This window comes from Microbulbifer sp. ALW1, from assembly GCF_009903625.1.
Taxonomy (GTDB): domain Bacteria; phylum Pseudomonadota; class Gammaproteobacteria; order Pseudomonadales; family Cellvibrionaceae; genus Microbulbifer.
The window spans coordinates 3209602-3232100 of sequence record NZ_CP047569.1 but is presented as its reverse complement, the minus strand read 5'-3'; the positions used below and the strand labels follow the sequence as shown (position 1 = coordinate 3232100).

Here is a 22499-nt window from a genome sequence, read left to right as displayed (position 1 = left end):
GCGCATGATTGGACGTATCAATACATCCACAGAAACAGGGCCGCTGCATTCGGCCCTGTTTTTGTTTGTGCGCAGTGGGTTTCTTTTCCGTTGGCTGACCTTGGCAGCCTTGCTGTTTGCCGTGGCGGCCTGTTCACCGCAAAAGCAAAGCTGGAAGCTCAGCGGCCCGACCATGGGTACCGCCTACCACCTCACCGTGGTGGATGTGCCTGACGGGATGAAAAAGGCAGAATTGCAGTCGGCGGTGGATGCCGAATTGGCGGCGGTAAACCAGGAGATGTCCACCTATATCCCGGACTCTGAACTGATGCGCTTTAATGCCACAGCACCGGGTGAGTCGGTAGAAATTTCCCAGCATCTCGCTGAGGTCATTGCGCAGTCCCTGAAAATCTACCAGGACAGCGATGGTGCCTTTGATGTCACCGTCGGCCCGCTGGTGAATCTGTGGGGCTTTGGCCCGGACCCCGAGCCGGAGGCCATTCCTGCAGAGCAGCAGATTTCAGCCATTTTGGCTCAAATTGGCTCCGATGCGCTGGTGCTCAACGACCGCCAGTTACGCAAAACACGGCCGGTGAAAGTCGACCTCTCTGCCATTGCAAAAGGGCATGGTGTCGACCGCGTCGCTGATCTGTTGGAATCCAGGGGTATTACCAATTACCTGGTGGAAGTCGGCGGTGAACTACGTACCGCTGGAGTTAATCCCCAGGGGATAGCCTGGCGTGTGGGCATTGAGCGTCCTAACGCAGGGCAGGTCGTGCAGAAGCCAATACAGGTGAGCGGTAAAGGAATTGCTACCTCTGGTGACTACCGCAACTACTACGAGCGCGACGGTAAGCGATATGCGCATACCATCGATCCGCGGACTGGGCGTCCGGTGGAGCATAAGCTCGCGTCGGTCACCGTGGTGGCGGACACCTGTGCCGAAGCCGATGGCTACGCCACGGCACTCAATGTGATGGGCGCCGATGCGGCGTTAAAATTGGCAGAGCAGGCCAATCTGGCGGTGTTTCTGCTGGTAAAAACCGATTCCGGGTTCGAAGAGCGTGTTAGCAGCGCTTTCAAGCCCTACCTTGAAAGTCAGGGGAGGTAACCGTGACTATTTATATTCTTGCATTCATTACTCTGGTTCTCATTGTGACCGGTATGGCGCTCGGCGCCATTGTGCAGAACAAGCCGCTCAAGGGTTCCTGTGGTGGCCTGAACAATATCGGCATGAAGCGTGACTGCGATATCTGCGGCGGTGACGACGAAGAATGTGAAAAGGAACAGCAGCGGCAGGCGGCAAAAGCGGCAGCAGTTTCCGCGTCGGACCTTGCCTACGATGCAACCAGCAAGCCGAACAAAAAATCCTGATGGATGGCGCACTCTGACCAGGTGCGCCCAATAAATTCTTTATAAAAGCAAAGACAGAAAATCAATGGCAGTTTCCAAGTACGATCTGGTAATTATTGGCTCGGGCCCGGCGGGTGAAGCGGCGGCAATGAGTGCGTCCAAGAAAGGCCTGCGTGTTGCGGTAATTGAGCGCAGCAGTTCAGTCGGGGGCAACTGTACCCACAAGGGCACTATTCCCTCAAAGGCGTTGCGTCACTCGGTCAAACAGTTGATGCGTTACAACACCCAGAGTGTTTTCCGCGCGTTGGGCGAACCGCGCCGCCTCACTTTTCCCCAGGTCATGGAAACGGTCAACAAGGTCATTTCCTATCAGGTGGAAATGCACACCAGCTTTTATGCGCGCAATCGGGTTGAGCTGATTGTCGGTGAGGCCCGGTTCCAGGATGCCAACAGTGTTGTGGTGCAGCTGGTAGACGGTGCCAAGGAAATTGTCACCGCCGATAAAATTATTGTCGCGACCGGCTCGCGCCCTTATCGACCGGCAGATGTGGATTTCAATCATCCGCGGGTGTACGACAGCGATACCATTCTGGATATGGCGCACACGCCCCAGGCCATCATCATTTACGGCGCCGGTGTAATCGGTTGTGAATACGCCTCCATTTTTGCCGCGCTCGGCATGAAAGTGGATCTGATCAACAGCCGTAATCATCTGCTGGAATTCCTCGATGACGAGATTTCCGACGCACTCAGCTATCACCTGCGTGATATGGGCGTTACCGTGCGTCACCGCGAGGAGTACGCGAAAGTGATCGGCACCGATCGCGGTGTCACCATGGAAATGCAGTCCGGCAAACGCATTTCTGCCGATGCGCTGCTCTGGTGTAACGGCCGTTCCGGTAACACCGGTTCCCTGGGGCTGGAAAATGTCGGTCTCGAAGCGAATCACCGCGGGCAGTTGGCAGTCGATGAGCATTACTGCACGTCGGTAGAAAATATTTACGCGGTGGGGGATGTGATCGGTTGGCCGAGCCTGGCCAGTGCCTCTTATGACCAGGGCAGGGCAGTGGCGGCGGCCGTTGTTGGTCGCGGTCACCGAGTTATTGAAGATGCGCCGACCGGGATCTACACCCTTCCGGAAATTTCATCCGTTGGTCAGACGGAGACCGAACTGACCAATGCCAAAGTGCCCTACGAAGTTGGCCGTGCGCTGTTCAAGCACACCGCGCGCGCACAGATTTCCGGTGAACGTGTGGGCATGCTCAAGATCCTGTTCCACATTGAAACGCGGGAAATCCTGGGTATTCACTGCTTCGGGGCCGAGGCCGCGGAAATCGTGCATATCGGCCAGGCCATCATGAAGCAGCCGGCACCGAATAACAGTATCGACTTCTTTGTGAATACCACCTTTAACTATCCCACCATGGCGGAAGCCTATCGCAGTGCGGCGCTGGACGGACTTAACCGGGTGACGCGGCTGTGACAGAGCCATCCTATAACGAGTTTTTCCAGCTGATCGAGGGCGTCTTTGAAGAGGTGCCCTTTGTCCGCGAGATCGGCCTCAAGCTACACGAGGTGGATTTTGAAGCGCAGACGCTGTCGGCGACCTTTTTGCGCAAGCCGCAATTGATCGGCAACCATTACCACAACATTCTGCACGGTGGTGTGATAGCCACGGCGCTGGATCAGGTGGGCGGTTTTACCGCAATGGTGGCGGCCTACCAGCGTATGGGTGGTGCTATCGACTGGGAAGAAAAAATCCAGCGGCTCATGCGTTTGGGCACGGTGGATATGCGGGTTGATTATCTAAAGCCTGGTCGGGGTGAGCGCTTCGTGTGCGGCGGGTCGATTCTGCGTGTTGGCAACAAGCTGGTGGTCACTCGAATGGAACTGCACAACGATAGCGATGAGCTGATCGCCACCGGTACAGCAACGTTTCTCTACTGAACGATTGGCAATTGGCTGCCTGTCATTTTCTGAAGGCAGTCAAAAATGCTTACCGGCCCGGATCAGGTCGGCATACTCGTGGTTGGTGTCGCGGTGCATTACCTCGTCCGCGCGGATGATTTCCACCACGTCGCGCAATCGCGCGTCTTCCGACAGGCCCCAATAGTCAATCGCCACCTGAGGGGCTGGCACATTTTCCTCGTGGCCACTGTCGATACGCTCCAGGTACAGCGTATAGCTGACCACCGCTTCCTCTTCAAAATATCCCACCAGCCGGTGTGCGGTTTTATCGGAAATCAGATACAGCAGGAAGAATGCGTTGTAAAAAACGGCCTGCACGATCACCACGATAAGCCGCTCGTACCAGGTCGGGTTGATGATCTCCATGAACGTCATCAGGTGCATGCGTTCATTTTCCGCTTCATCCAGTAGCGTAAAAATCCAGCCGTCGTCATCGCAAAGCCGGCGCAGGCATTTCAGGTGCTGCAGGGTGCCGCCTACCATGCCAGGAACCGCTGCAACCGTTTCCAGGACGATAGCGCGATTGCCATACCGTTTGGCGAAGAAAGTGTCGGCAATAAAGCGCAGGATATTGACCATTGCGAGCGCAAAACGATCCGAGGCACCACTGGGCGAAAGCCGCTTATCCAGCTGTAGGCTTTCTGGGTCGAGACATTCGTAGGCCTCGCGATTCGGGGTTATTCGCGTACGCTCGGTTTTGCTCATACTTGCCGCTTGGTTCTGTGAAGAATTCACTGTCAGCGGGGAGGCGGGAACACAACAGGGTTGCCTCGACCCAAGATGAGTCTAGCAGGCGACAGGGTGGCCACATTGTCGCCTGCAGATTAGGGCAGGAAGAGGGCGGGGTGGAACTTCGAAAGGAGGAGTAACACCGGTAGGCGCGGGTTTAGCCCTGATGCTTTTTAACGGTATGCAGCACCCGGTCGAATTCGAAATAAACGTAAAAGTTGGCATATTCCCAGCGGGTGATCGCAGGCTCGCCAACCGGGCCCTGGATGTTCAGGGGCTCGCCCAGTTCCGAGGTAACTTGCTCCTGCTTCTTACCGCGCAGGTGGCTGGCCTCGGCAGCAGTACCCTGGCTGCCAACGGGAACTTCCACGGTTTCTGCCTGAATGGTAGAGCTGATGAAAAAAGCAGCGCTCAGTAGCGCGGCCAGGGAGGATTTTGCGAGGAGGCGGGTTGAGAACATACGGGCTCTCCAGTTTGATTATTGGCGTTATCGAGCATTAAAGCAGATATTGTGCCGAAACATGCGGCATTCTTCACGTTTTTCTCCCCGTCTATTTTACCGACACCTGCCGCGCCTCGAGGGCCCGAACGCACAGGTGGCGGGCACCGCGGCGCTGTTGTTCTTTGTGCTAGGCTGAAACTCGTACTCGACTCTTCATTTTCGACCCTTCGTACACGACCCACCGGACAGGCACGGATGCGGCTTGCACACTACTTTTCATCGGCAGGATTGCTGGTTGGCACCATCTTCTTTGCTATTTCCCTGACGCCTTCGCTGATTCCTCGCGAGGGCGTCGTACAGGGCGTAATTTCCGGGTTTTCGCTCGCGGCGGGTTACGCGGTGGGTGTTTTTGTCGCCTGGTTGTGGGGCTTTCTGCAAATTCCTAGTGTGGGAGCCAGAACCCAAAGGCTGCTGCGCTGGGTCGCAATCATCTTCTCGCTGCTGTTGGCGCTGGGCTTCCTGCTGCAGGCGACAAAATGGCAAAACTCGGTGCGGGCATTGATGGAGCTGGAGGAGGTTTCCGGTGTTCGCCCGCTGACCATTGCGGTGGTGGCGGGGCTGGTATTCCTGCTGTGCCTTGGAATTGGCAAGCTGTTCCGGCGATTGTTCCACTTCCTTTCCCGCAAGTTCGAGCGCCGGATCCCTGAGCGAATCGCCCTGTTTGCGGGGTTTGTCGGCGCTATTGCCCTGTTCTGGGCGATTTTCAGCGAAGTTGTTCTTACCTCCGCCCTGCGCACCGTCGACGGCATCTACCAGCGTCTGGATGCCAAAATAGTGCCGGAGATGAAAACCCCCAGTGACCCTATGGATCCCGGCAGCTCGGCGTCACTGTTGCGCTGGCAGGATATGGGCCACCAGGGGCGCCGGTATCTGGCGCTGCGGCCCATGGCCAAGGATATTGCCGAGGTCACGGGCACCGCCAAAGATCCCATCCGGGTCTATGTGGGTTTGAATGCGGCAGATACCCCAGCGAAGCGGGCGCAGCTGGCACTGGACGAGCTGAAACGGGTAGGGGGATTTGACCGTCCCTACCTGATCCTGATTACACCCACCGGCACCGGCTGGGTTGACCCGGGGGCAATCAATTCGATTGAGTACCTGCTCGGCGGTGATGTCGCCAGCGTTGCCGGTCAGTACTCCTACTTGCCCAGCCCCATCGCGCTGATGACCCAGGACGCCTACGGGCGGGAAACGGCCCAGGCGCTGTTTCAGTCCATTTACGGATACTGGAGCAGCATGCCGAAAAGTGCGCGCCCGCGGCTGTACCTGTTCGGTTTGAGCCTGGGGGCGCTCAACTCTGATCGCTCCTTCGACTTTTACGACATCATCGACGACCCCTTCGACGGGGCGCTGTGGGCCGGGCCGCCGTTTCGCAGCGATACCTGGCGCCAGGTGACTGCTGAGCGGGATAAGGGCTCGCCTGCCTGGTTGCCGCAGTTCCGTGGCGGCGCCGTGGTGCGCTTTGGCAACCACTTTGGCGGTTACCAGAAAGGCAAGGCGAAGTGGGGCAATTTCCGCCTGGCGTATCTGCAGCACGGCAGCGACCCGATCGTGTTCTTCGACCCCGGCGCGGCCTATCGCAAACCGGCCTGGATGGAAAAGCCCCGGGCGCGGGATGTATCACCGGATCTGCAGTGGTACCCCATAGTGACCATGTTGCAGCTCGGGATGGATATGCACGCGGGAATCGCGCCCATGGGGTATGGGCACAGTTACGCCCCGGCGGACTATGTGCACGCCTGGCACCAGCTGGTGGCACCGGCGGGGTGGGATGAGGAAAAGCTGACGCTTCTCAACAAAAAATTGCTGAAATGGAATCCCCGCTGAATTTGCCGGTCGAAGCTGCAATGGTGTTCCCATTCTGATCCGGAAATGGGCCTAAATACTTGGATTTCTTGGCGTTTTTCCGCTTAAATCAACGGCATGATAAAACCAGTTCCTCTCTATATCGGCCTGCGCTACGTGGCCGCTCGCCGCCGGCAGCAGTTCATTTCTTTTATCAACGGTTTCTCGTTGCTGGGAATGGCGCTCGGGGTGTTTGCACTGATCGTGGTGACTTCGGTGATGAACGGCTTCGACCGTGAACTGAAAACCCGAATCCTGTCGGTAGTGCCACACGGCTTTGTGGAAGAGCAGGGCGGTCTCGAAGACTGGTCCGGCGCCGCAGACCGACTGAAGCAGCTGCCCCATGTCATCGCCGCCAGCCCCTTCGTGCGCGGTTTTGCCCTGCTGGGTGCCAATAACCAATCCCAGGGCGTGGAGTTTCAGGGGGTGGACCCCGTCGCGCTGCGGGAAGTTTCCGCCGTTGGCGAACACATGCTGATGGGCACTTTGGATGCGCTGGAGTCCCGCAGCTACAAAATCGTTCTGGGGCGTATTCTCGCCCGTCAGCTGGGTGTGATTCCCGGCGATAGCGTCATTCTCACCCTGCCGGAAGTAACGATCACACCCGCTGGCATTTTCCCCCGAACCAAACGCTTCACCGTCGCCGGCGTTTTCTCTGTTGGTGCCCAGGTGGATCAGAACATGGCGCTGATGCATCTAGACGATGCCGCGCGCCTGTTGCGCATGCCGGGCAAGGTTCAGGGCCTGCAGCTGAAATTCGACGACATGAACAACGCGCTGGGGCGTGTTGAGGGATACGCGGCGTCACTGGGCGAGGGGTTTAGCGGTGAAGACTGGAGCCACTCCCAGGGCAGCCTGTTCCAGGCGGTGAAGATGGAAAAAACCGTTGTCACCCTGATGCTGATGATCATTGTGGCGGTGGCGGCGTTCAATATCGTATCTGCACTGGTGTTGATGGTGGCGGACAAGCGCTCGGATATTGCGGTGTTGCGCACCCTGGGGCTGACATCCCGCCAGATCATGGCGGTGTTTATCGTGCAGGGCAGTGCCATCGGCATCATCGGTGCGATTATCGGCGCGATACTGGGCACCCTGATTGCCCTCAACCTGACCGACCTGGTTTCCTGGATCGAAAACCTGGTGGGCGCGCAGATCTTTGACCCCCGTGTTTTCTTTGTCAGCTTCCTGCCCTCGGAATTTCGCACAGCCGACGCCGTCCTGGTGTTGAGTGCGGCGGTGATCATGAGCCTGCTGGCGACGCTGTTCCCCGCATGGCGCGCGGCGCAGATTGAGCCAGCGGAAGCCCTGCGCTACGAATAGCGCCCAAACTCGAGCGATGAAAATGGTGGCGCAGCGCGTTGCTCCCATCAACCGGACAAAATAGATGAATAGCAAAGTGGAAATCCACCCAGAAGAATCTCGCCCTCAGGGCGCCGTTGATGCAGTGCTGGCTTGCCATCAACTGACGAAAACCTATCGCCAGGGCAACAATCAGCTGGATGTACTGCGCGGTGTCGAACTGCAGGTGCCGAAAGGGGAGCGCCTCGCCATTGTCGGCGCCTCGGGCTCCGGTAAATCCACCCTGTTGAACCTGCTCGGTGGCCTGGATACGCCCACCTCTGGTGAAGTCTGGGTGGGTGGGCAAAACCTCGCCAGCCTGAATGCCAATGAGCGCGGCTGGCTGCGTAACAGCAGCCTGGGTTTTGTGTATCAGTTTCACCACCTGTTGAATGAATTTACCGCGCTGGAAAATGTGGCGATGCCACTGCTGATCGGCAAGCGCTCCGTGTCAGAGGCGCGCGCGGCGGCCACCGAAATGCTGGAAGCGGTTGGTCTGGGGCAACGCCTCGACCACAAACCGGCACAGCTTTCCGGCGGGGAGCGCCAGCGCGTGGCCATCGCGCGGGCACTGGTTGCACGTCCCGCCTGCGTGTTGATGGACGAGCCCACCGGTAACCTTGACCGCTCGACCGCCCACGAAATCCACAAACTGATGGATCGACTCAACCAAGAGACCGGGATCAGTTTTGTGATCGTCACCCACGATCCGGAACTCGCCGGCGCGCTGGATCGCTGCCTGCATCTGGTGGATGGCGAGCTGATTGAAAGTTGGCAGCAGGGCGACGGTGTTTAAGCGAAGAATGATTAAGGCGAAAAATGTTTAAGCCATTACCCGCATTTGTCGGTCTGCGTTACGCCGGTGCCCAGCGCAGCGGTGAAGACTCCGCCGGCCTGGTGTCGTTTATTTCCGGCCTGTCCATGATCGGTTTGATTCTCGGCGTGGCGCTGATGATCGTGGTGATGTCGGTGATGAACGGCTTCGACCGCGAATTGCGCGAGCGCATTCTCGGCATCATGCCGCATGCCACTGTGTACAACGCGAGTCCGGATATCGACTGGACCTCCGTGCGCGATCAGGTGGCGGCCACCGAAGGCGTAACCTCTGCTGCCGAGGTGTGGCAGGTCAACGGTCTCGCCCGCAACGGCCTGGAAGTAACGCCGCTACTGGTACAGGGCGTGAACCCGGAAACCATCGTCAATGTATCGACCATCGGCGATTTCCTGCAGCCCGGCAGCTTTGCCGCGCTTACCAGTGATCCTGCTGAGCCGGGCATCATTCTCGGCCGCGGTATTGCCGACAAACTGGAGATTGCCGTTGGTGAACAGCTGTCAGTGATTGTGCCCCAGAGCGGGAGCAGCGAATCCGGCGGTCGCGCCGCCGCGCAATTGGCGGGCTTCAAGGTGGTGGACATATTCCATTCCGGCACCGCGCTGGATCACTCCCTGGCAATCGTGGACTGGTCGCAGGCCAAGGCCCTCGCCGGTGGCGCCGGCGGTGCCGGGGTGCAGATGCGGGTAGACAATATGCTGCGCTCCTTTGCGGTGTTCCAGCACCTGTTGAGGCAGCTTCCGGTTGAGGGCTTTTACGGCAACGACTGGACCGGTACCCACGGCAACCTGTATCAGGCGATTCAGATGTCGCGCAACCTGGTCAGCCTGCTGGTGTTCCTGATCATCGCCATCGCCGCGTTCAATGTGGTTTCCACCCTGGTGATGGTGGTCATCGACAAGCATGGCGATATCGCCATTCTGCGCACCATGGGTGCCAGCACCCGGGAAATTCTGCTGACGTTTGTCAGCCAGGGCGCCCTGGTTGGCCTTGTCGGTGTGCTGGTCGGAGGATTGCTCGGGGTGATCGGTTCGCTGCTGGTCACGGATTTGGTGTCCGGTCTGGAATCCCTGTTTGGCATCCAGTTTTTGAAGTCAGACGTGTACCCGGTGGACTACCTGCCGTCAGAATTGCAGTGGAGTGATGTGGCGCTGGTGGTGGGGGCGGGATTCCTGTTGAGCCTGATCGCAACCCTGTATCCCGCCTTCCAGGCCAGCCGGGTACAACCGGCAGCGGCCCTGCGTCAGGATTACTGACCGGGATTTCTTAGTAAGAATTAGCTGTCCTGGCTGAGCTGCGACTTGCGCTGCGCCAGCCGGGACTTCCAGCGTTTCACGACATGCCAGCGCCAGATGGCCTGCATCGCAAAATAGGCCACCGCGGCAAAGAAAATGCCGCAGATCAGGGAGCCCGAGAATAGTGGCAACCAGATTCTTCCCACTTCCTCCGTCAGCCATTCCCACGATAACTCGATTTTGAACGCCAGTGGCGGGGTGCCCAGCATCCAGGCGCCGAGCTTGTAGGTGCTGTAGAAAATTGCCGGCATGGTCACCGGATTGCTGATCCACACCAGCGCCATCGACAGCGGCAGATTGCAGCGGAACCAGAGCGCGAGCAGCGCGGCGATCAGCATCTGGCCGGGTAGGGGCAGGAAACTGGTGAAAATGCCCACGGCAAAGGCCACAGAGACCGAGTGGCGATTCAGGTGGAAGAGGTTGGGGTCGTGCAGCAGGGTGCCGAGAAACTTCAGCCCATTGTTGGCGCGTACCTGTTCGGGAGTTGGCAGCCAGCGCCTGATAATACTTTTAGGCATGATGTATATCTGCTCGATACTCTCGACTGGGTGTTCCGGAATCTGACATTAGCCCCTTAAGCATCCTCTAAGAATAGAGTGGCAGGGCGTTATTGTGACGAACTATCGAAGGTCGTACCAGTCAGTGCGGGCGCTATTATGCCCATATCACTTTTTCAAGACTACTATTCTTGCGGACGTCATTTCCGGCTTGTCCCCAATTGACCGTCGCTTGGTCGGATCAGCCAGCCCGCTGAGCTCTGTCTTGTAAGCCAGGCAGGCCTCTCAGCGGTGCCCATCCCCGAAATCCCATTCCATTCAGCGCCCAATAGTCTTGTGACCTTCCAGTCAGTCGCAAAATGCCAATGTGTTGACAGAAAATGCGGTTGACGCAAGAAAAGTGGCTATTTAAGCTCTGCAACTCTATAAAGTGTCGACAATCTGAAGTCGGCAACGAGTTTGGCGCTCACGGAGCTGAAATAGATGGAAGGGCAGGTCACCAAATCCCAGGAGTCTGGTAGCGGGCTGGACACCGCTGTCGCTGTAACAGGCAAGACCGAATCCCGGTCGCAGAGCCTGGCGGATCGCCTGTTCCTGACATTGCGCAGTGAAATCGTTGAAGGCCGTATTGCCGCCGGCAGCAAGATCAGCGAGCCGGAACTGGCGCGGCGCTTCGATGCCAGCCGCGGCAGCCTGCGCGAAGCCCTGATGCGGCTCGAGTCCCTCAGCCTGATTGAGCGCAAAGTGAATGTCGGCGCGCGGGTAGTGGAACTGACCGAACGCGGCCTGCTGGAAATTTACGATGTGCGTGAGGCGTTAGAGGGCATGGCCTGCCGCCTGGCAGCCGAAAACCGCACCGAGGAAGACCTGGTGGAACTTCGCCAGATGCTCCATCGCCACGAGCAGCAGGAAGAACTGCAAAAAGGCACCGCCTACTTCCAGCCGGAAGGGGACTTCGACTTCCACTTCCGCATTGTGCAGGCCTCCAATAACGACCTGTTGATCGACACCCTGTGCAACAAACTCTATTTCCGCGTGCGCATGTACCGCTATCAGCTCGGCATGGCCAGCCCGCGCGCGCACCGCGCCTTCCGCGAACACAGCCACATTATCGAAGCCATCGAAGCCGGCGACGGTGAACTGGCAGAAATTCTGATGCGCCGCCACATCCGCGCGTCGCGCAGCAATATCGAAAAGAAACTTTCCAGAACCGATTAACGAAAATCGATTAAGCCAAAACTGATTAAGAGAAAAGGGCAAGTCTATGAGCAGACCAGAATCCGCCGGCGCACGCTTTCGCCAGGCCCTGAAAGACAACCAGCCACTGCAGGTCGTCGGCACCATCAACGCCTACACCGCCATTATGGCCGAGCGCATCGGCCACCAGGCCATCTACCTGTCTGGTGCCGGCGTCGCCAATGCCTCTTACGGTCTGCCGGACCTGGGTATGACCAGCCTGGACAACGTGCTGGAAGACGTACGTCGTATCACCGCCGCCACCAATCTGCCGCTGCTGGTCGATATCGACACCGGCTGGGGTGGCGCCTTCAATATTGCCCGCACCATCAAGGAAATGATCCGCGCCGGCGCCGCCGCAGTACATATCGAAGACCAGGTAGCGCAGAAGCGCTGTGGCCACCGCCCGAACAAAGAGATCGTTTCCAAAGAGGAAATGGTCGACCGTATCAAGGCGGCCGTTGATGCCCGTACCGATGACGACTTTTTCATTATGGCGCGCACCGATTCCTTCGCACAGGAAGGTCTCGAAGCTGCCATCGACCGCGCCCAGGCGTGTATCGAAGCTGGCGCCGACGGCATCTTCGCCGAAGCCGTGACCGAACTGGAACACTACCGCGCGTTCAAAGATGCGTTGAATGTACCGATCCTGGCGAACATCACCGAGTTCGGTAAAACCAAGCTGTACAACAAGGCCGAGCTGGGTGAGTCCGGCGCCGACATGGTCCTGTACCCGCTGTCCGCCTTCCGCGCCATGAACAAAGCCGCGGAAAACGTCTACAGCAGCATCCTGAAGCAGGGCGACCAGCAAGCGGTGGTCGACACAATGCAGACCCGCGCAGAACTGTACGACTACCTGAACTACCACGAGTTTGAAGACAAGCTCGATGCGCTGTTTAAGAAGTAAGGGTTTAAGAAGTAAGAGCTTAAAAAGTAATTTGTACCCAGCGTCATCCCGGCATACGCCGGTATGACGAAGTAAAAACTTAAATCGATAGGGGAAAATAGAGATGGCAGAGAAAAAAGTTGGCGGAGCAGGCCTGCGTGGCCAGGTAGCTGGTAAAACCGCACTTTCCACCGTAGGCGTATCCGGCTCCGGCCTGACCTACTGCGGCTACGACGTAAAAGACCTGGCAGAAAACTGCGAGTTCGAAGAAGTCGCCTACCTGATCTTCAACGGCGAACTGCCCACCGCAGCGCAGCTGGCGGACTACAAAGGCATACTCAAAACCATGCGCGGCCTGCCGCTGGCCCTGCGCGAAGTGCTCGAGCGCATCCCCGCCGACGCACACCCGATGGACGTCATGCGCACCGGCTGCTCCATGCTGGGCAACCTGGAAGGCGAAGAGTCTTTCGACCAGCAACAGGACCGCGCCAACCGCCTGCTGGCCGCATTCCCGTCCATCATCTGTTACTGGTACCGCTACACCCACGACGGCGTGCGCATCGAAACCGAAACCGATGACGACTCCATCGGCGGCCACTTCCTGCACATGCTGCGTGGCGAAAAGCCGAACGACCTGCACGCACAGGTAATGAACGTCTCCCTGATCCTGTACGCAGAGCACGAGTTCAACGCCTCCACCTTCACCGCGCGCGTCTGTGCCTCCACCCTGTCTGACCTGTTCAGCTGCATCACCGGCGCCATCGGCTCCCTGCGTGGCCCGCTGCACGGCGGCGCCAACGAAGCAGCGATGGAACTGATCGAGCGTTTCTCTTCTGCCGACGAAGCAGAAAAAGAACTGATGGGCATGCTCGAGCGCAAGGAAAAGATCATGGGCTTCGGCCACGCGGTCTACACCGAATCCGACCCGCGCAACGCCATCATCAAGCAGTGGTCCGAAAAACTGGCCGCCGACGTTGGCGACGATGTGCTGTACCCGGTATCCGTACGCTGCGAAGAAGTGATGTGGCGCGAGAAGAAGCTGTTCTGTAACGCCGACTTCTTCCACGCATCCGCGTACCACTTCATGGGCATCCCCACCAAACTGTTTACGCCGATCTTTGTGATGAGTCGCGTAACCGGCTGGGCCGCCCACGTATTCGAACAGCGCGCCGATAACCGCATCATCCGCCCGAGCGCGGAATACACCGGTCCGGAACTGCGCAAAGTAACGCCGATCGCGGATCGCTAACACGATCGAAACCACAGAACGCGATGCGAAGGCACTGATGCTGGGGTCCCTTTTGCAGGACTGTCTGCGAGAGGGATCTCGCAGCCAAGCCCCCATGGATGGGTTCACGGCGTGTCCTGCAAAAGGGACCCCGGTAGCAGTGCCGCCACTCAACCACCCGATTGCGTGATCCTCAATGAATACCGAATTCAGAAAAAAACTCCCCGGCACAGACCTGGATTATTTCGACACAAGAGAAGCAGTCGAAAACATCCAGCCGGGTAGCTATGAAAAACTGCCGTATACCTCCCGTATCCTGGCGGAAAACCTCGTGCGCCGTTGTGAGCCGGAAAAACTCACCGACGCCCTCAAGCAGATCATCGAACGCAAGCGCGACCTCGACTTCCCCTGGTTCCCAGCGCGCGTCGTCTGCCACGATATTCTCGGCCAGACCGCACTGGTGGACCTCGCCGGCCTGCGCGACGCCATCGCCGAAAAGGGCGGTGACCCCGCCAAAGTAAACCCGGTCGTGCCCACCCAGCTGATCGTCGACCACTCCCTGGCCGTCGAACACCCCGGTTTTGAAAAAGACGCGTTCGAAAAGAACCGCGCAGTGGAAGAGCGCCGCAACGAAGACCGCTTCCACTTCATCAACTGGACCAAAACCGCGTTTGAAAACGTCGATGTGATTCCGCCCGGCAACGGCATCATGCACCAGATCAACCTGGAGAAAATGTCTCCGGTGGTGCAGGTGAAAAATGGTGTTGCCTTCCCGGATACTTGTGTGGGCACCGACAGCCACACCCCGATGGTGGATGCGCTCGGCGTAATCTCCGTGGGCGTGGGTGGTTTAGAGGCCGAAAGCGTGATGCTCGGCCGCGCCTCCTACATGCGCCTGCCCGACATCGTCGGCGTCGAGCTGACCGGCAAACTGCAGCCCGGCATCACCGGTACCGACATGGTGCTGGCGCTGACCGAATTCCTGCGCCGCGAGCGCGTAGTGGGTGCGTATCTCGAATTCTTCGGCGAAGGCGCCTCCAGCCTGAGCCTGGGCGACCGCGCCACCATCGCCAACATGACGCCCGAATACGGCGCCACTGCTGGCATGTTCGCCATCGACGAGCAGACCATCGACTACCTGAAGCTGACCGGCCGCGACGACGAGCAGGTAGCTCTGGTAGAAAAGTTCGCGAAAGAAACCGGCCTGTGGGCAGACAGTCTGAAGAATGCCGAATACGAGCGCGTACTCAAATTTGACCTGTCTTCCGTCGGCCGCAACCTGGCCGGCCCGTCCAACCCGCACGCACTGTTGCCGGTGTCCGAACTGGCCAACCGCGGCATTGCGAAAGAATGGAAGGAAGAAGAAGGCCTGATGCCAGACGGTGCCGTGATCATCGCCGCGATCACCAGCTGCACCAACACCAGCAACCCGCGCAACATGATTGCCGCGGGCCTGATCGCGCGTAACGCCAACAAGCTCGGCCTGACCCGCAAGCCCTGGGTAAAGACCTCCCTGGCACCGGGTTCCAAAACCGTAAAAATGTACCTGGAAGAAGCCAACCTGCTGCCGGAACTGCAGCAGCAGGGCTTCGACGTGGTCGCGTTTGCCTGCACCACCTGTAACGGCATGAGCGGCGCGCTGGACCCGAAAATCCAGAAAGAAGTGATCGACCGCGACCTGTACGCCACCGCCGTACTGTCCGGCAACCGCAACTTTGACGGCCGTATTCACCCCTATGCCAAGCAGGCGTTCCTGGCCTCGCCGCCGTTGGTGGTTGCCTACGCCATCGCCGGCACCATCCGCTTCGATATCGAAAAAGATGTATTGGGCCACGACAAAGACGGCAACCCGGTGACCCTGAAAGATATCTGGCCGAGCGACGAAGAGATCGACGCGATCGTCAAACAGAGCGTGAAGCCCGAGCAGTTCCGCGAGGTCTACATCCCGATGTTTGATCTGGCTAAAGAGGAAGCGGAACGCGGCGAGCCGCTGTACCACTGGCGCCCGCAGAGTACCTACATCCGCCGCCCGCCTTACTGGGAAGGCGCGCTTGCAGGCGAGCGTAGCCTCAAAGGCATGCGCCCGCTGGCCGTGCTGGGTGACAACATCACCACCGACCACCTGTCGCCGTCCAACGCGATTTTGGCCAGCAGTGCCGCCGGTGAATACCTAGCAAAAATGGGCCTGCCGGAAGAGGACTTCAACTCCTATGCCACGCACCGCGGCGATCACCTCACCGCCCAGCGCGCCACCTTCGCCAACCCGAAACTGTTGAACGAAATGGTTCGCGACGAAAACGGTGCAGTGAAGCAGGGCTCTCTCGCGCGTATCGAGCCGGAAGGCAAGGTCACCCGCATGTGGGAAGCCATCGAAACCTACATGGACCGCAAGCAGCCGCTGATCATTATCGCCGGCGCCGACTACGGCCAGGGCTCCTCCCGCGACTGGGCCGCGAAAGGCGTGCGCCTCGCCGGTGTGGAAGCGATTGTGGCGGAAGGCTTCGAGCGCATTCACCGTACCAACCTGATCGGCATGGGCGTGCTGCCGCTGGAATTCCAGCCGGGTATTACCCGCGAGACTCTGGGTATCGACGGTACCGAGACCTTCGACGTACTCGGCGACCGCACCCCAGGCGCAACCCTCACCCTGCTGATCCACCGGAAAGACGGTGAGACCGTAGAAGTGCCGGTGAAATGCCGCCTGGATACCGCCGAAGAAGTGTCAATCTATGACGCCGGCGGTGTACTGCAGCGCTTCGCCAACGACTTCCTCGAAGCCGAAGGTGCCGCGCAATGACAACCTTTGCCCCTCAGATCAAAGTGCCCGCCACCTACATGCGTGGCGGCACCAGCAAGGGTGTGTTCTTCCGTCTGCAGGACCTCCCGGAATCCGCACAAGTTCAGGGCGCCGCGCGCGACAACTTCTTGCTGCGGGTGATCGGCAGCCCCGATCCCTACGGCAAGCAGACCGACGGCATGGGCGGAGCCACCTCCAGCACCAGCAAAACCGTCATCCTGTCGAAGAGCGAGCAGCCGGAGCACGACGTGGATTACCTGTTCGGCCAGGTCTCCATCGACAAGCCGTTCGTGGACTGGTCCGGCAACTGCGGCAACCTCACCGCCGCCGTCGGCGCCTTCGCGATCAACAGCGGTTTTGTCGATGCAGCGCGTGTTCCAGTGAACGGCATCTGCACCGTGCGCATCTGGCAGGCGAACATCAAGAAAACCATCATCGCCCACGTACCCATCACCAATGGGGAAGTGCAGGAGACCGGTGATTTCGAACTGGACGGCGTCACCTTCCCGGCCGCCGAAGTGCAGATCGAATTCATGGACCCGGCCGACGGGGAAGGGGCGATGTTCCCCACCGGCAACCTGGTGGACGACCTGGAAGTGCCCGGCGTCGGCACCCTGAAAGCCACCATGATCAACGCCGGCATCCCGACCATTTTCGTCAACGCCGCAGATATCGGTTACACCGGCACCGAGCTGCAGGAAGCCATCAACGGTGACGACAAGGCCCTGGCCATGTTCGAGACTATTCGTGCTTATGGTGCGAAGGCCATGGGCCTGATCGAAAAAGTGGAAGAGGCAGCCGCTCGCCAGCATACCCCCAAGGTCGCGTTCGTCGCGGCACCCAAGGGCTATGCGGCCTCCAGCGGTAAGGAAGTGGCAGCAGGGGATATCGACCTGTTGGTGCGGGCCCTGTCCATGGGCAAACTGCACCACGCCATGATGGGCACCGCTGCGGTGGCCATCGGCACCGCCGCAGCCATTCCCGGCACCCTGGTCAATCTGGCCGCTGGGGGAGGGGAGCGCAATGCGGTGACTTTCGGCCATCCGTCTGGCACCTTGCGCGTTGGCGCGGAAGCGGAAGTGGCCAACGGGCAGTGGACTGCCACCAAGGCCATTATGAGTCGCAGTGCGCGGATTCTGATGGAAGGTTGGGTGCGGGTGCCCGGTGACAGTTTCTAGTCCAATTTGCAGTAGTGACTGCCAATAGCGGAGTGTGCGGTTAAAGCTGCTCCGGAAGTTGAAAAAGCGAACCTCTTGCGGGGTTCGCTTTTTTTGTGCTCGAAGAGTGCTGTTTATTACTTGTGCGCCTCCGATGCAAAGGCGATCTCTAACGGATCAAAAGGGTCCACTGAGACTAACCGTACTAGAGGAAACTAGTGCTTCAAAACTTAGGGGGTACTGGTTTAAGGTTGTCATTAGTTCTAAAGCCCATCGCGTCAAATTGAAGCAGAATTAAGGCGCATATTGCTCAATATTCAATCTGGTAATCTTCGAAGTTATGACATCGTACTATTCATCAAGTATTGAAGATTTCATTCGAACTCCAGTCGAATCGGTCTCCGCTGAGCTGCATGCCAAGTACGCTGCAGACGGATTTTTGTCGCAATATACGAGTCAGACTGAAGCATGGAATGTGAGCATTCCTAAGCTGCAATGTGAGTTGCGTGCATTGTCGGAACAGCAGTCAGATGTGGCAGGGTGGACTGTTCTTCTCGAATATCCACTTTATCGACTTAGGCGTCGAATAGATGTTGTGATCTTGGCGCCAGCGGCAATTTTGGTGGTTGAGCTAAAAGTAGGAGAGTCAAAATTCCTGTCTGTCGACCGGCGTCAAGTTGAAGAGTATGCACTCGACCTCAGAGATTTTCATGCTGCGAGCTCCGGTGTAAGTCTTATTCCGGTACTTTGGTGTACTGAAGCTGAGACGGAAGCGTATGTCCCGGAAATTAATGCAGGTGCTGTCGCGGATGTACATTGCATTGGAAGATCAGGTTTTAGAATATTCCTTGATCGTATTTCCACTGCCAGTCCCTCACGAAAATACCAAATCCGGGAATGGGCATCTGGCCCATACCGTCCAATACCGACGGTGATCGACGCAGCAACAACATTGTTTACTGGTCATGACGTTCGCGAGATTGCGCAGGCTGATGCGACGAATTTGAAGGAGACTGCTAAGCGTGTGGTCGAAATAATTGAGGATACCAAGCGGAAGGGGGGGCGTTCCCTCGTTTTTTTGGCTGGTGTACCTGGTTCGGGAAAGACCCTCGCTGGATTAGAGGTTGTGCATAGCGCAGTTGAAACTGGGGTCGAGGACCAAGGCGATATTATTTATCTATCCGGAAATACACCGTTGGTGACAGTCCTCCGTGAGGCCCTTGCAAGAGATGAGACCGAGAGAAGAAGGGCGCGAGGAGAAAAGCCTGCTCTCGCCGAAGCTAGAAATTCGGTTAGGACTCGAATTCAGCACATTATAGATTTTTTACGTGAATATTTAACGAATGATTCAGGCTTAGCACCTCATGAGCATGTGATTGTATTTGACGAAGCTCAACGTGCCTGGGATGAAGATTACGGTCGCAAGAAATTCGGGCGACCATCCTCGGAGCCAAAGCTCCTCCTGGACATTATGGGGCGCCACCCAGATTGGTGTTCCATCGTCGCCTTGGTGGGAGGTGGGCAAGAAATCAATGTTGGGGAAAATGGTATTGCTGAGTGGGGTAAGGCGTTGAGGGCGCTACCGCCTACTGAGCTTGCTGGCTGGAAGATTTACGGCCCACCCGATTTTCTAGTCGGGTCGGATGCGACTGCGAATCTTGGAGCAGGAAGCCTTTCCGGTGTTGATGAAGTCGTTGTCGAGGCAGACCTCGAATTGAACGTTCCTCTTCGAAGTTTTCGTTCCCCTTCGTTGAGTCGTTGGGTGTCGTTCGTGTTGGATGGGAAAGTTTCTGAAGCTAGGGAATTGGCAGCTCGGCTCGGCGATTACCCCATTGTCGTATCTAGATCTATAGATTCCGCTCGAAAGTGGTTGAAGAAAAGAACGCGAGGAGAGCGCAGATTTGGGTTGGTCGCAAGTTCTGGTGCTCGGCGACTCCGAGCGGAGGGCTTCGGAGTTACTCTAAATGCCACTGACGGAAGCGCAATCGCTCAATGGTATTTGAATCAGCGAGGCGATGTTCGTTCTTCCTTTGCTCTTGAAGTACCTGCTAATGAATACACAGCCCAAGGTCTTGAACTGGATTTCGTTGGATTGTGCTGGGGTGGTGACTTGGTATGGAATGGGGCTTCCTGGATGCATAGGCAGTTCAGGGGCAATAGTTGGGCGAGAGTTAGCGCTGATCGTCAACGATTCATTACTAATTCTTATCGTGTGCTCATGACCCGGGGTCGCGAGGGGCTAGTGATATGGGTCCCCAAAGGTTCGTCAGAAGATCCCTCTCGTGATCCCAGGATCTACGATTCCACAGCAGAAGCACTAATTAAATTCGGAGCGGTAGAGTTACTTGATGCATGTGCCACAGTTTGAGCGCTGGCTTCTTAGAGCAAATCGGAAATAAATCGTCTCATATTAATTGTGTCTCGTGTCTAAATATTTTGGGCATCATAAATGATTTTAAAGCTGTAAGGTTGAAGACTTATGTTTAAGGTTAAAGGATTTAGAGAATCTTTGTTTGGGGTGACGTATCCTATTTTTAGTTTGACAATCGACAGTTGGGATGATTTTGGCACAAAATGCAGTTTCCATCTAACTTACCATAAAACAAAGTATGAGAGTGTAGAGATTGGTACAGTTAAAATTTTGCAAAAAGATAAGAATGTTACTGATCTACCTGATGAGTTTTCTAACCTTGGTGAGACTTATATAAGTTTGGGGCAAGATTTGGATTTTTATCGGTCGCTGCTAAGTGCTGTTGGCAGTGAAGAGTCCGAAGAGGTTTTGGAATCGCTAAATGATATTTCATGGAAGCCAATAAAAGCGGAACCATTTGAGAGTGCGTCTGCATATAGAAACGCACTTTTTAGAGAAAATGGTGCCAGGAGTTCATTTAGATTCGGTCGTTCCATTATTTCGGGCGAAAAATATACAGAACACTTTTCCTTTGAATATACTGCCCATATCGAAGGTGCGGATAGTCCATTTACTATAAGTGTGGACTTTGATGAGCGTGATGTTCTACCTGGAAGGATAGTCGGTTTAATTGGCCGGAACGCAGTGGGGAAAACTCAGCTAATGGCGGCTTTAGCAAAGGATCTGGTGCAGGTCGGAAGGATTTCACAGAAAGCGATTGATGAAAAAAATCAAAGGTTCGAAGGTGAGCGCCCGATATTTAGTCGAGTGATAACAATTTCTTATAGTGCTTTTGATAAATTTATACGGCCTAAAAACCCTCAGGTAAGCTATGTCTACTGTGGGATTAGGAATGAAAGAGGGGGGCTGTCAAAAACATCGCTTTTGGAAAATTACAAAAGTAATCTGGCTAAAATTGTCGAGTTAGGTAGGGAGGATGCTTGGGTTTCATTTATGTCTGAAATTCTGGACGATACAAGTGGTAAATTTATTTCTAAACTTGAGCGTGAAGTTGATTCAAAAATTGATAGTGATGCATTGTCTTTGATGAGTTCAGGTCAATCAATTTTGGCTCATTTCGTAACGGCGCTTGTTGCGCGGATTCAAGAAAACACACTGGTTCTATTTGATGAGCCAGAAACGCACTTGCATCCAAATGCTGTAGCGCATTTATTTAATGTTATGAATAAAATGCTAAAGAAGTACAATTCGTTTGCAATTATTGCTACGCATTCGCCAATTGTTATCCAGGAAATCCCTAGAAAAAGAGTAATTCTATTAACCCGTGAGGGGAATAGTACTATTTCTTCATTGATGAGCTTTGAAACTTTTGGTGAGAGTATCTCCGAGTTAACTAAGCATGTTTTTGATACGGTTTCAATAAATAATCACTATAAAAGCGTATTAAAAAGACTCGCAAAAAAATATACACCTGAGGCTGTAGATAAATTATTTGATAGCGGCCTAAGTTTTAACGCTAAAGCATATTTGTTGGCGCAGTATGGTAGTGAAAGATGAGAAAATTAGAAGTCCCTTCATCCAATGTTCCATACTCGCAAAGACATAAAGATGTTGTTAATGCGAAAAATAACACAATAAAAGGGGAGGTGAATGAAACAAAAGTTAATCTTTTGAGCTTGGAGGGGCAAATCCTTAGTCGATATGATTTATTCGAACAAGCAGTGCGGCAAAACTTATTGTTTGATTTTCAAGAAGACCATTCACTAGCACTGCATAAAGATGATTTGTTGAGCTGTTATAAAGGTCGTACAGCTAAACTTAAAGAGATTTTTACGTTGATAGAGGGGACTCAGCCGAAAAGGCTTTTAAAGCGATGCCCTTATTGTGGGGTTACTCTTCCAAAAACTTATGATCATTACCTTCCAGAATCAAAATTTCCGGAGTTGTCGGTCCATGTGTTAAACCTGGTGCCTTGCTGTGCGGATTGCAATCAGACAAAAAGTAGCAACTGGAAGAATGCTGTAAATCGAGTTTACTTGCATTTTTATAGTGATCAAATACCTGAAAGTCAATATTTGATGGTGAGCTTGCAGACTAGGACGGGCATAAATGCTGTAGGAGCAATCTTTTCGATCCAAAGACCTGCCGGTATTTTGGACGGTGTTTGGAGCGTTTTGTCTGCACACTATGAGCGATTAAATTTGGTGGATACATATAACGAATTGGCAAGCGATGAAATATCAGAGGTATTTAATGTTTGCGTTAGCCATCTTAAAAACGGGGGAGATAACATTAGTGGGTTTATACAGCAGTGCTTATCGTCCGAGGAGCAGTTGTATGGGTTGAATCACTGGCGCGTGGTTTTGATGAAGGCGCTTTCTGAAAGTCCTGATTTTTCTGAGGCTGTGAGTTCGGCAGTTTGATGACAAAATAAAAAGGACACCCACAAATAGTGCCTAACAGCAGAAAACGTCCGTCACGAGTAT

General features: G+C 55.7%; 19 protein-coding genes. 16 read left to right on the top strand and 3 right to left on the bottom strand.

What is annotated here, in order from left to right; all coding sequences use genetic code 11:
* The first annotated feature begins 4 nt into the window (after window positions 1-4).
* The 4 genes from GRX76_RS13435 to GRX76_RS13420 all read left to right on the top strand — a co-directional run bounded on the left by GRX76_RS13435 (window position 5) and on the right by GRX76_RS13420 (window position 3279).
* Window positions 5-1090 carry an FAD:protein FMN transferase gene (locus GRX76_RS13435; protein ID WP_160153786.1) on the top strand — a complete coding sequence of 362 codons (1086 nt, stop codon included), beginning with the start codon at window positions 5-7 and terminating at the stop codon, window positions 1088-1090.
* Window positions 1091-1092: 2 nt separating this feature from the next.
* Window positions 1093-1353 (top strand): (Na+)-NQR maturation NqrM, encoded by a 261-nt coding sequence (nqrM, locus tag GRX76_RS13430; protein WP_160153785.1) that lies wholly within the window; start codon window positions 1093-1095, stop codon window positions 1351-1353.
* Between the two features lie 64 nt (window positions 1354-1417).
* Entirely contained in the window at window positions 1418-2815 is a 1398-nt protein-coding gene (gene sthA, locus GRX76_RS13425) for a Si-specific NAD(P)(+) transhydrogenase (protein ID WP_160153784.1), read from the top strand.
* Complete coding sequence (locus GRX76_RS13420; protein ID WP_160153783.1) at window positions 2812-3279, top strand: thioesterase family protein; 468 nt, start codon at window positions 2812-2814, stop codon at window positions 3277-3279. The genes sthA and GRX76_RS13420 overlap by 4 nt, the downstream gene beginning before the upstream one ends.
* Before the next feature lie 39 nt (window positions 3280-3318).
* On the opposite strand, the gene GRX76_RS13415 is transcribed toward GRX76_RS13420, so the two are convergent.
* Together GRX76_RS13415 and GRX76_RS13410 are read right to left on the bottom strand one after the other, a co-directional pair.
* Entirely contained in the window at window positions 3319-4005 is a 687-nt protein-coding gene (locus GRX76_RS13415; RefSeq protein ID WP_160153782.1) for an alternative oxidase, read from the bottom strand.
* Between the two features lie 181 nt (window positions 4006-4186).
* Window positions 4187-4489: a hypothetical protein gene (locus GRX76_RS13410; protein ID WP_236250363.1), complete on the bottom strand. Its 303-nt coding sequence runs from the start codon at window positions 4487-4489 to the stop codon at window positions 4187-4189.
* Window positions 4490-4726: 237 nt separating this feature from the next.
* Here GRX76_RS13410 and GRX76_RS13405 point away from each other — a divergent pair, with 237 nt between their 5' ends.
* The 4 genes from GRX76_RS13405 (at window position 4727) to GRX76_RS13390 (ending at window position 9802) form a co-directional block, all read left to right on the top strand.
* Window positions 4727-6358: an alpha/beta-hydrolase family protein gene (locus tag GRX76_RS13405; protein ID WP_160153781.1), complete on the top strand. Its 1632-nt coding sequence runs from the start codon at window positions 4727-4729 to the stop codon at window positions 6356-6358.
* A 96-nt stretch (window positions 6359-6454) separates the two neighbouring features.
* Window positions 6455-7696: a lipoprotein-releasing ABC transporter permease subunit gene (locus GRX76_RS13400; protein WP_160153780.1), complete on the top strand. Its 1242-nt coding sequence runs from the start codon at window positions 6455-6457 to the stop codon at window positions 7694-7696.
* A 64-nt stretch (window positions 7697-7760) separates the two neighbouring features.
* The gene (gene lolD, locus GRX76_RS13395; protein WP_160153779.1) at window positions 7761-8510 is read left to right on the top strand and encodes a lipoprotein-releasing ABC transporter ATP-binding protein LolD; all 750 of its coding nucleotides are present in this window, start codon (window positions 7761-7763) and stop codon (window positions 8508-8510) included.
* Window positions 8511-8533: 23 nt separating this feature from the next.
* Complete coding sequence (locus GRX76_RS13390; RefSeq protein WP_160153778.1) at window positions 8534-9802, top strand: lipoprotein-releasing ABC transporter permease subunit; 1269 nt, start codon at window positions 8534-8536, stop codon at window positions 9800-9802.
* Between the two features lie 20 nt (window positions 9803-9822).
* On the opposite strand, the gene GRX76_RS13385 is transcribed toward GRX76_RS13390, so the two are convergent.
* On the bottom strand, window positions 9823-10359 hold the full coding sequence (locus GRX76_RS13385; protein WP_160153777.1) for a DUF2062 domain-containing protein: 537 nt from the start codon (window positions 10357-10359) through the stop codon (window positions 9823-9825).
* Window positions 10360-10821: 462 nt separating this feature from the next.
* On the opposite strand from GRX76_RS13385, the gene GRX76_RS13380 reads away from it, so the two are divergent.
* The 8 genes from GRX76_RS13380 to GRX76_RS13345 all read left to right on the top strand — a co-directional run bounded on the left by GRX76_RS13380 (window position 10822) and on the right by GRX76_RS13345 (window position 22436).
* The gene (locus tag GRX76_RS13380; protein WP_160153776.1) at window positions 10822-11556 is read left to right on the top strand and encodes a GntR family transcriptional regulator; all 735 of its coding nucleotides are present in this window, start codon (window positions 10822-10824) and stop codon (window positions 11554-11556) included.
* Between the two features lie 46 nt (window positions 11557-11602).
* A complete protein-coding gene (prpB, locus tag GRX76_RS13375; RefSeq protein ID WP_160153775.1) occupies window positions 11603-12481 on the top strand; it encodes a methylisocitrate lyase in 879 nt (292 codons plus the stop codon).
* Between the two features lie 103 nt (window positions 12482-12584).
* Window positions 12585-13709 carry a 2-methylcitrate synthase gene (prpC, locus tag GRX76_RS13370; RefSeq protein ID WP_160153774.1) on the top strand — a complete coding sequence of 375 codons (1125 nt, stop codon included), beginning with the start codon at window positions 12585-12587 and terminating at the stop codon, window positions 13707-13709.
* Between the two features lie 175 nt (window positions 13710-13884).
* Window positions 13885-16485: a Fe/S-dependent 2-methylisocitrate dehydratase AcnD gene (acnD, locus tag GRX76_RS13365; RefSeq protein WP_160153773.1), complete on the top strand. Its 2601-nt coding sequence runs from the start codon at window positions 13885-13887 to the stop codon at window positions 16483-16485.
* The gene (gene prpF, locus GRX76_RS13360) at window positions 16482-17663 is read left to right on the top strand and encodes a 2-methylaconitate cis-trans isomerase PrpF (RefSeq protein WP_160153772.1); all 1182 of its coding nucleotides are present in this window, start codon (window positions 16482-16484) and stop codon (window positions 17661-17663) included. The genes acnD and prpF overlap by 4 nt, the downstream gene beginning before the upstream one ends.
* A 319-nt stretch (window positions 17664-17982) precedes the next feature.
* Entirely contained in the window at window positions 17983-20010 is a 2028-nt protein-coding gene (locus tag GRX76_RS13355) for a DUF2075 domain-containing protein (protein WP_160153771.1), read from the top strand.
* A 111-nt stretch (window positions 20011-20121) separates the two neighbouring features.
* Complete coding sequence (locus GRX76_RS13350) at window positions 20122-21570, top strand: ATP-dependent endonuclease (RefSeq protein WP_160153770.1); 1449 nt, start codon at window positions 20122-20124, stop codon at window positions 21568-21570.
* On the top strand, window positions 21567-22436 hold the full coding sequence (locus tag GRX76_RS13345; RefSeq protein WP_160153769.1) for an HNH endonuclease: 870 nt from the start codon (window positions 21567-21569) through the stop codon (window positions 22434-22436). Before GRX76_RS13350 ends, GRX76_RS13345 begins: the two co-directional genes overlap by 4 nt.
* Window positions 22437-22499 lie beyond the last annotated feature (63 nt).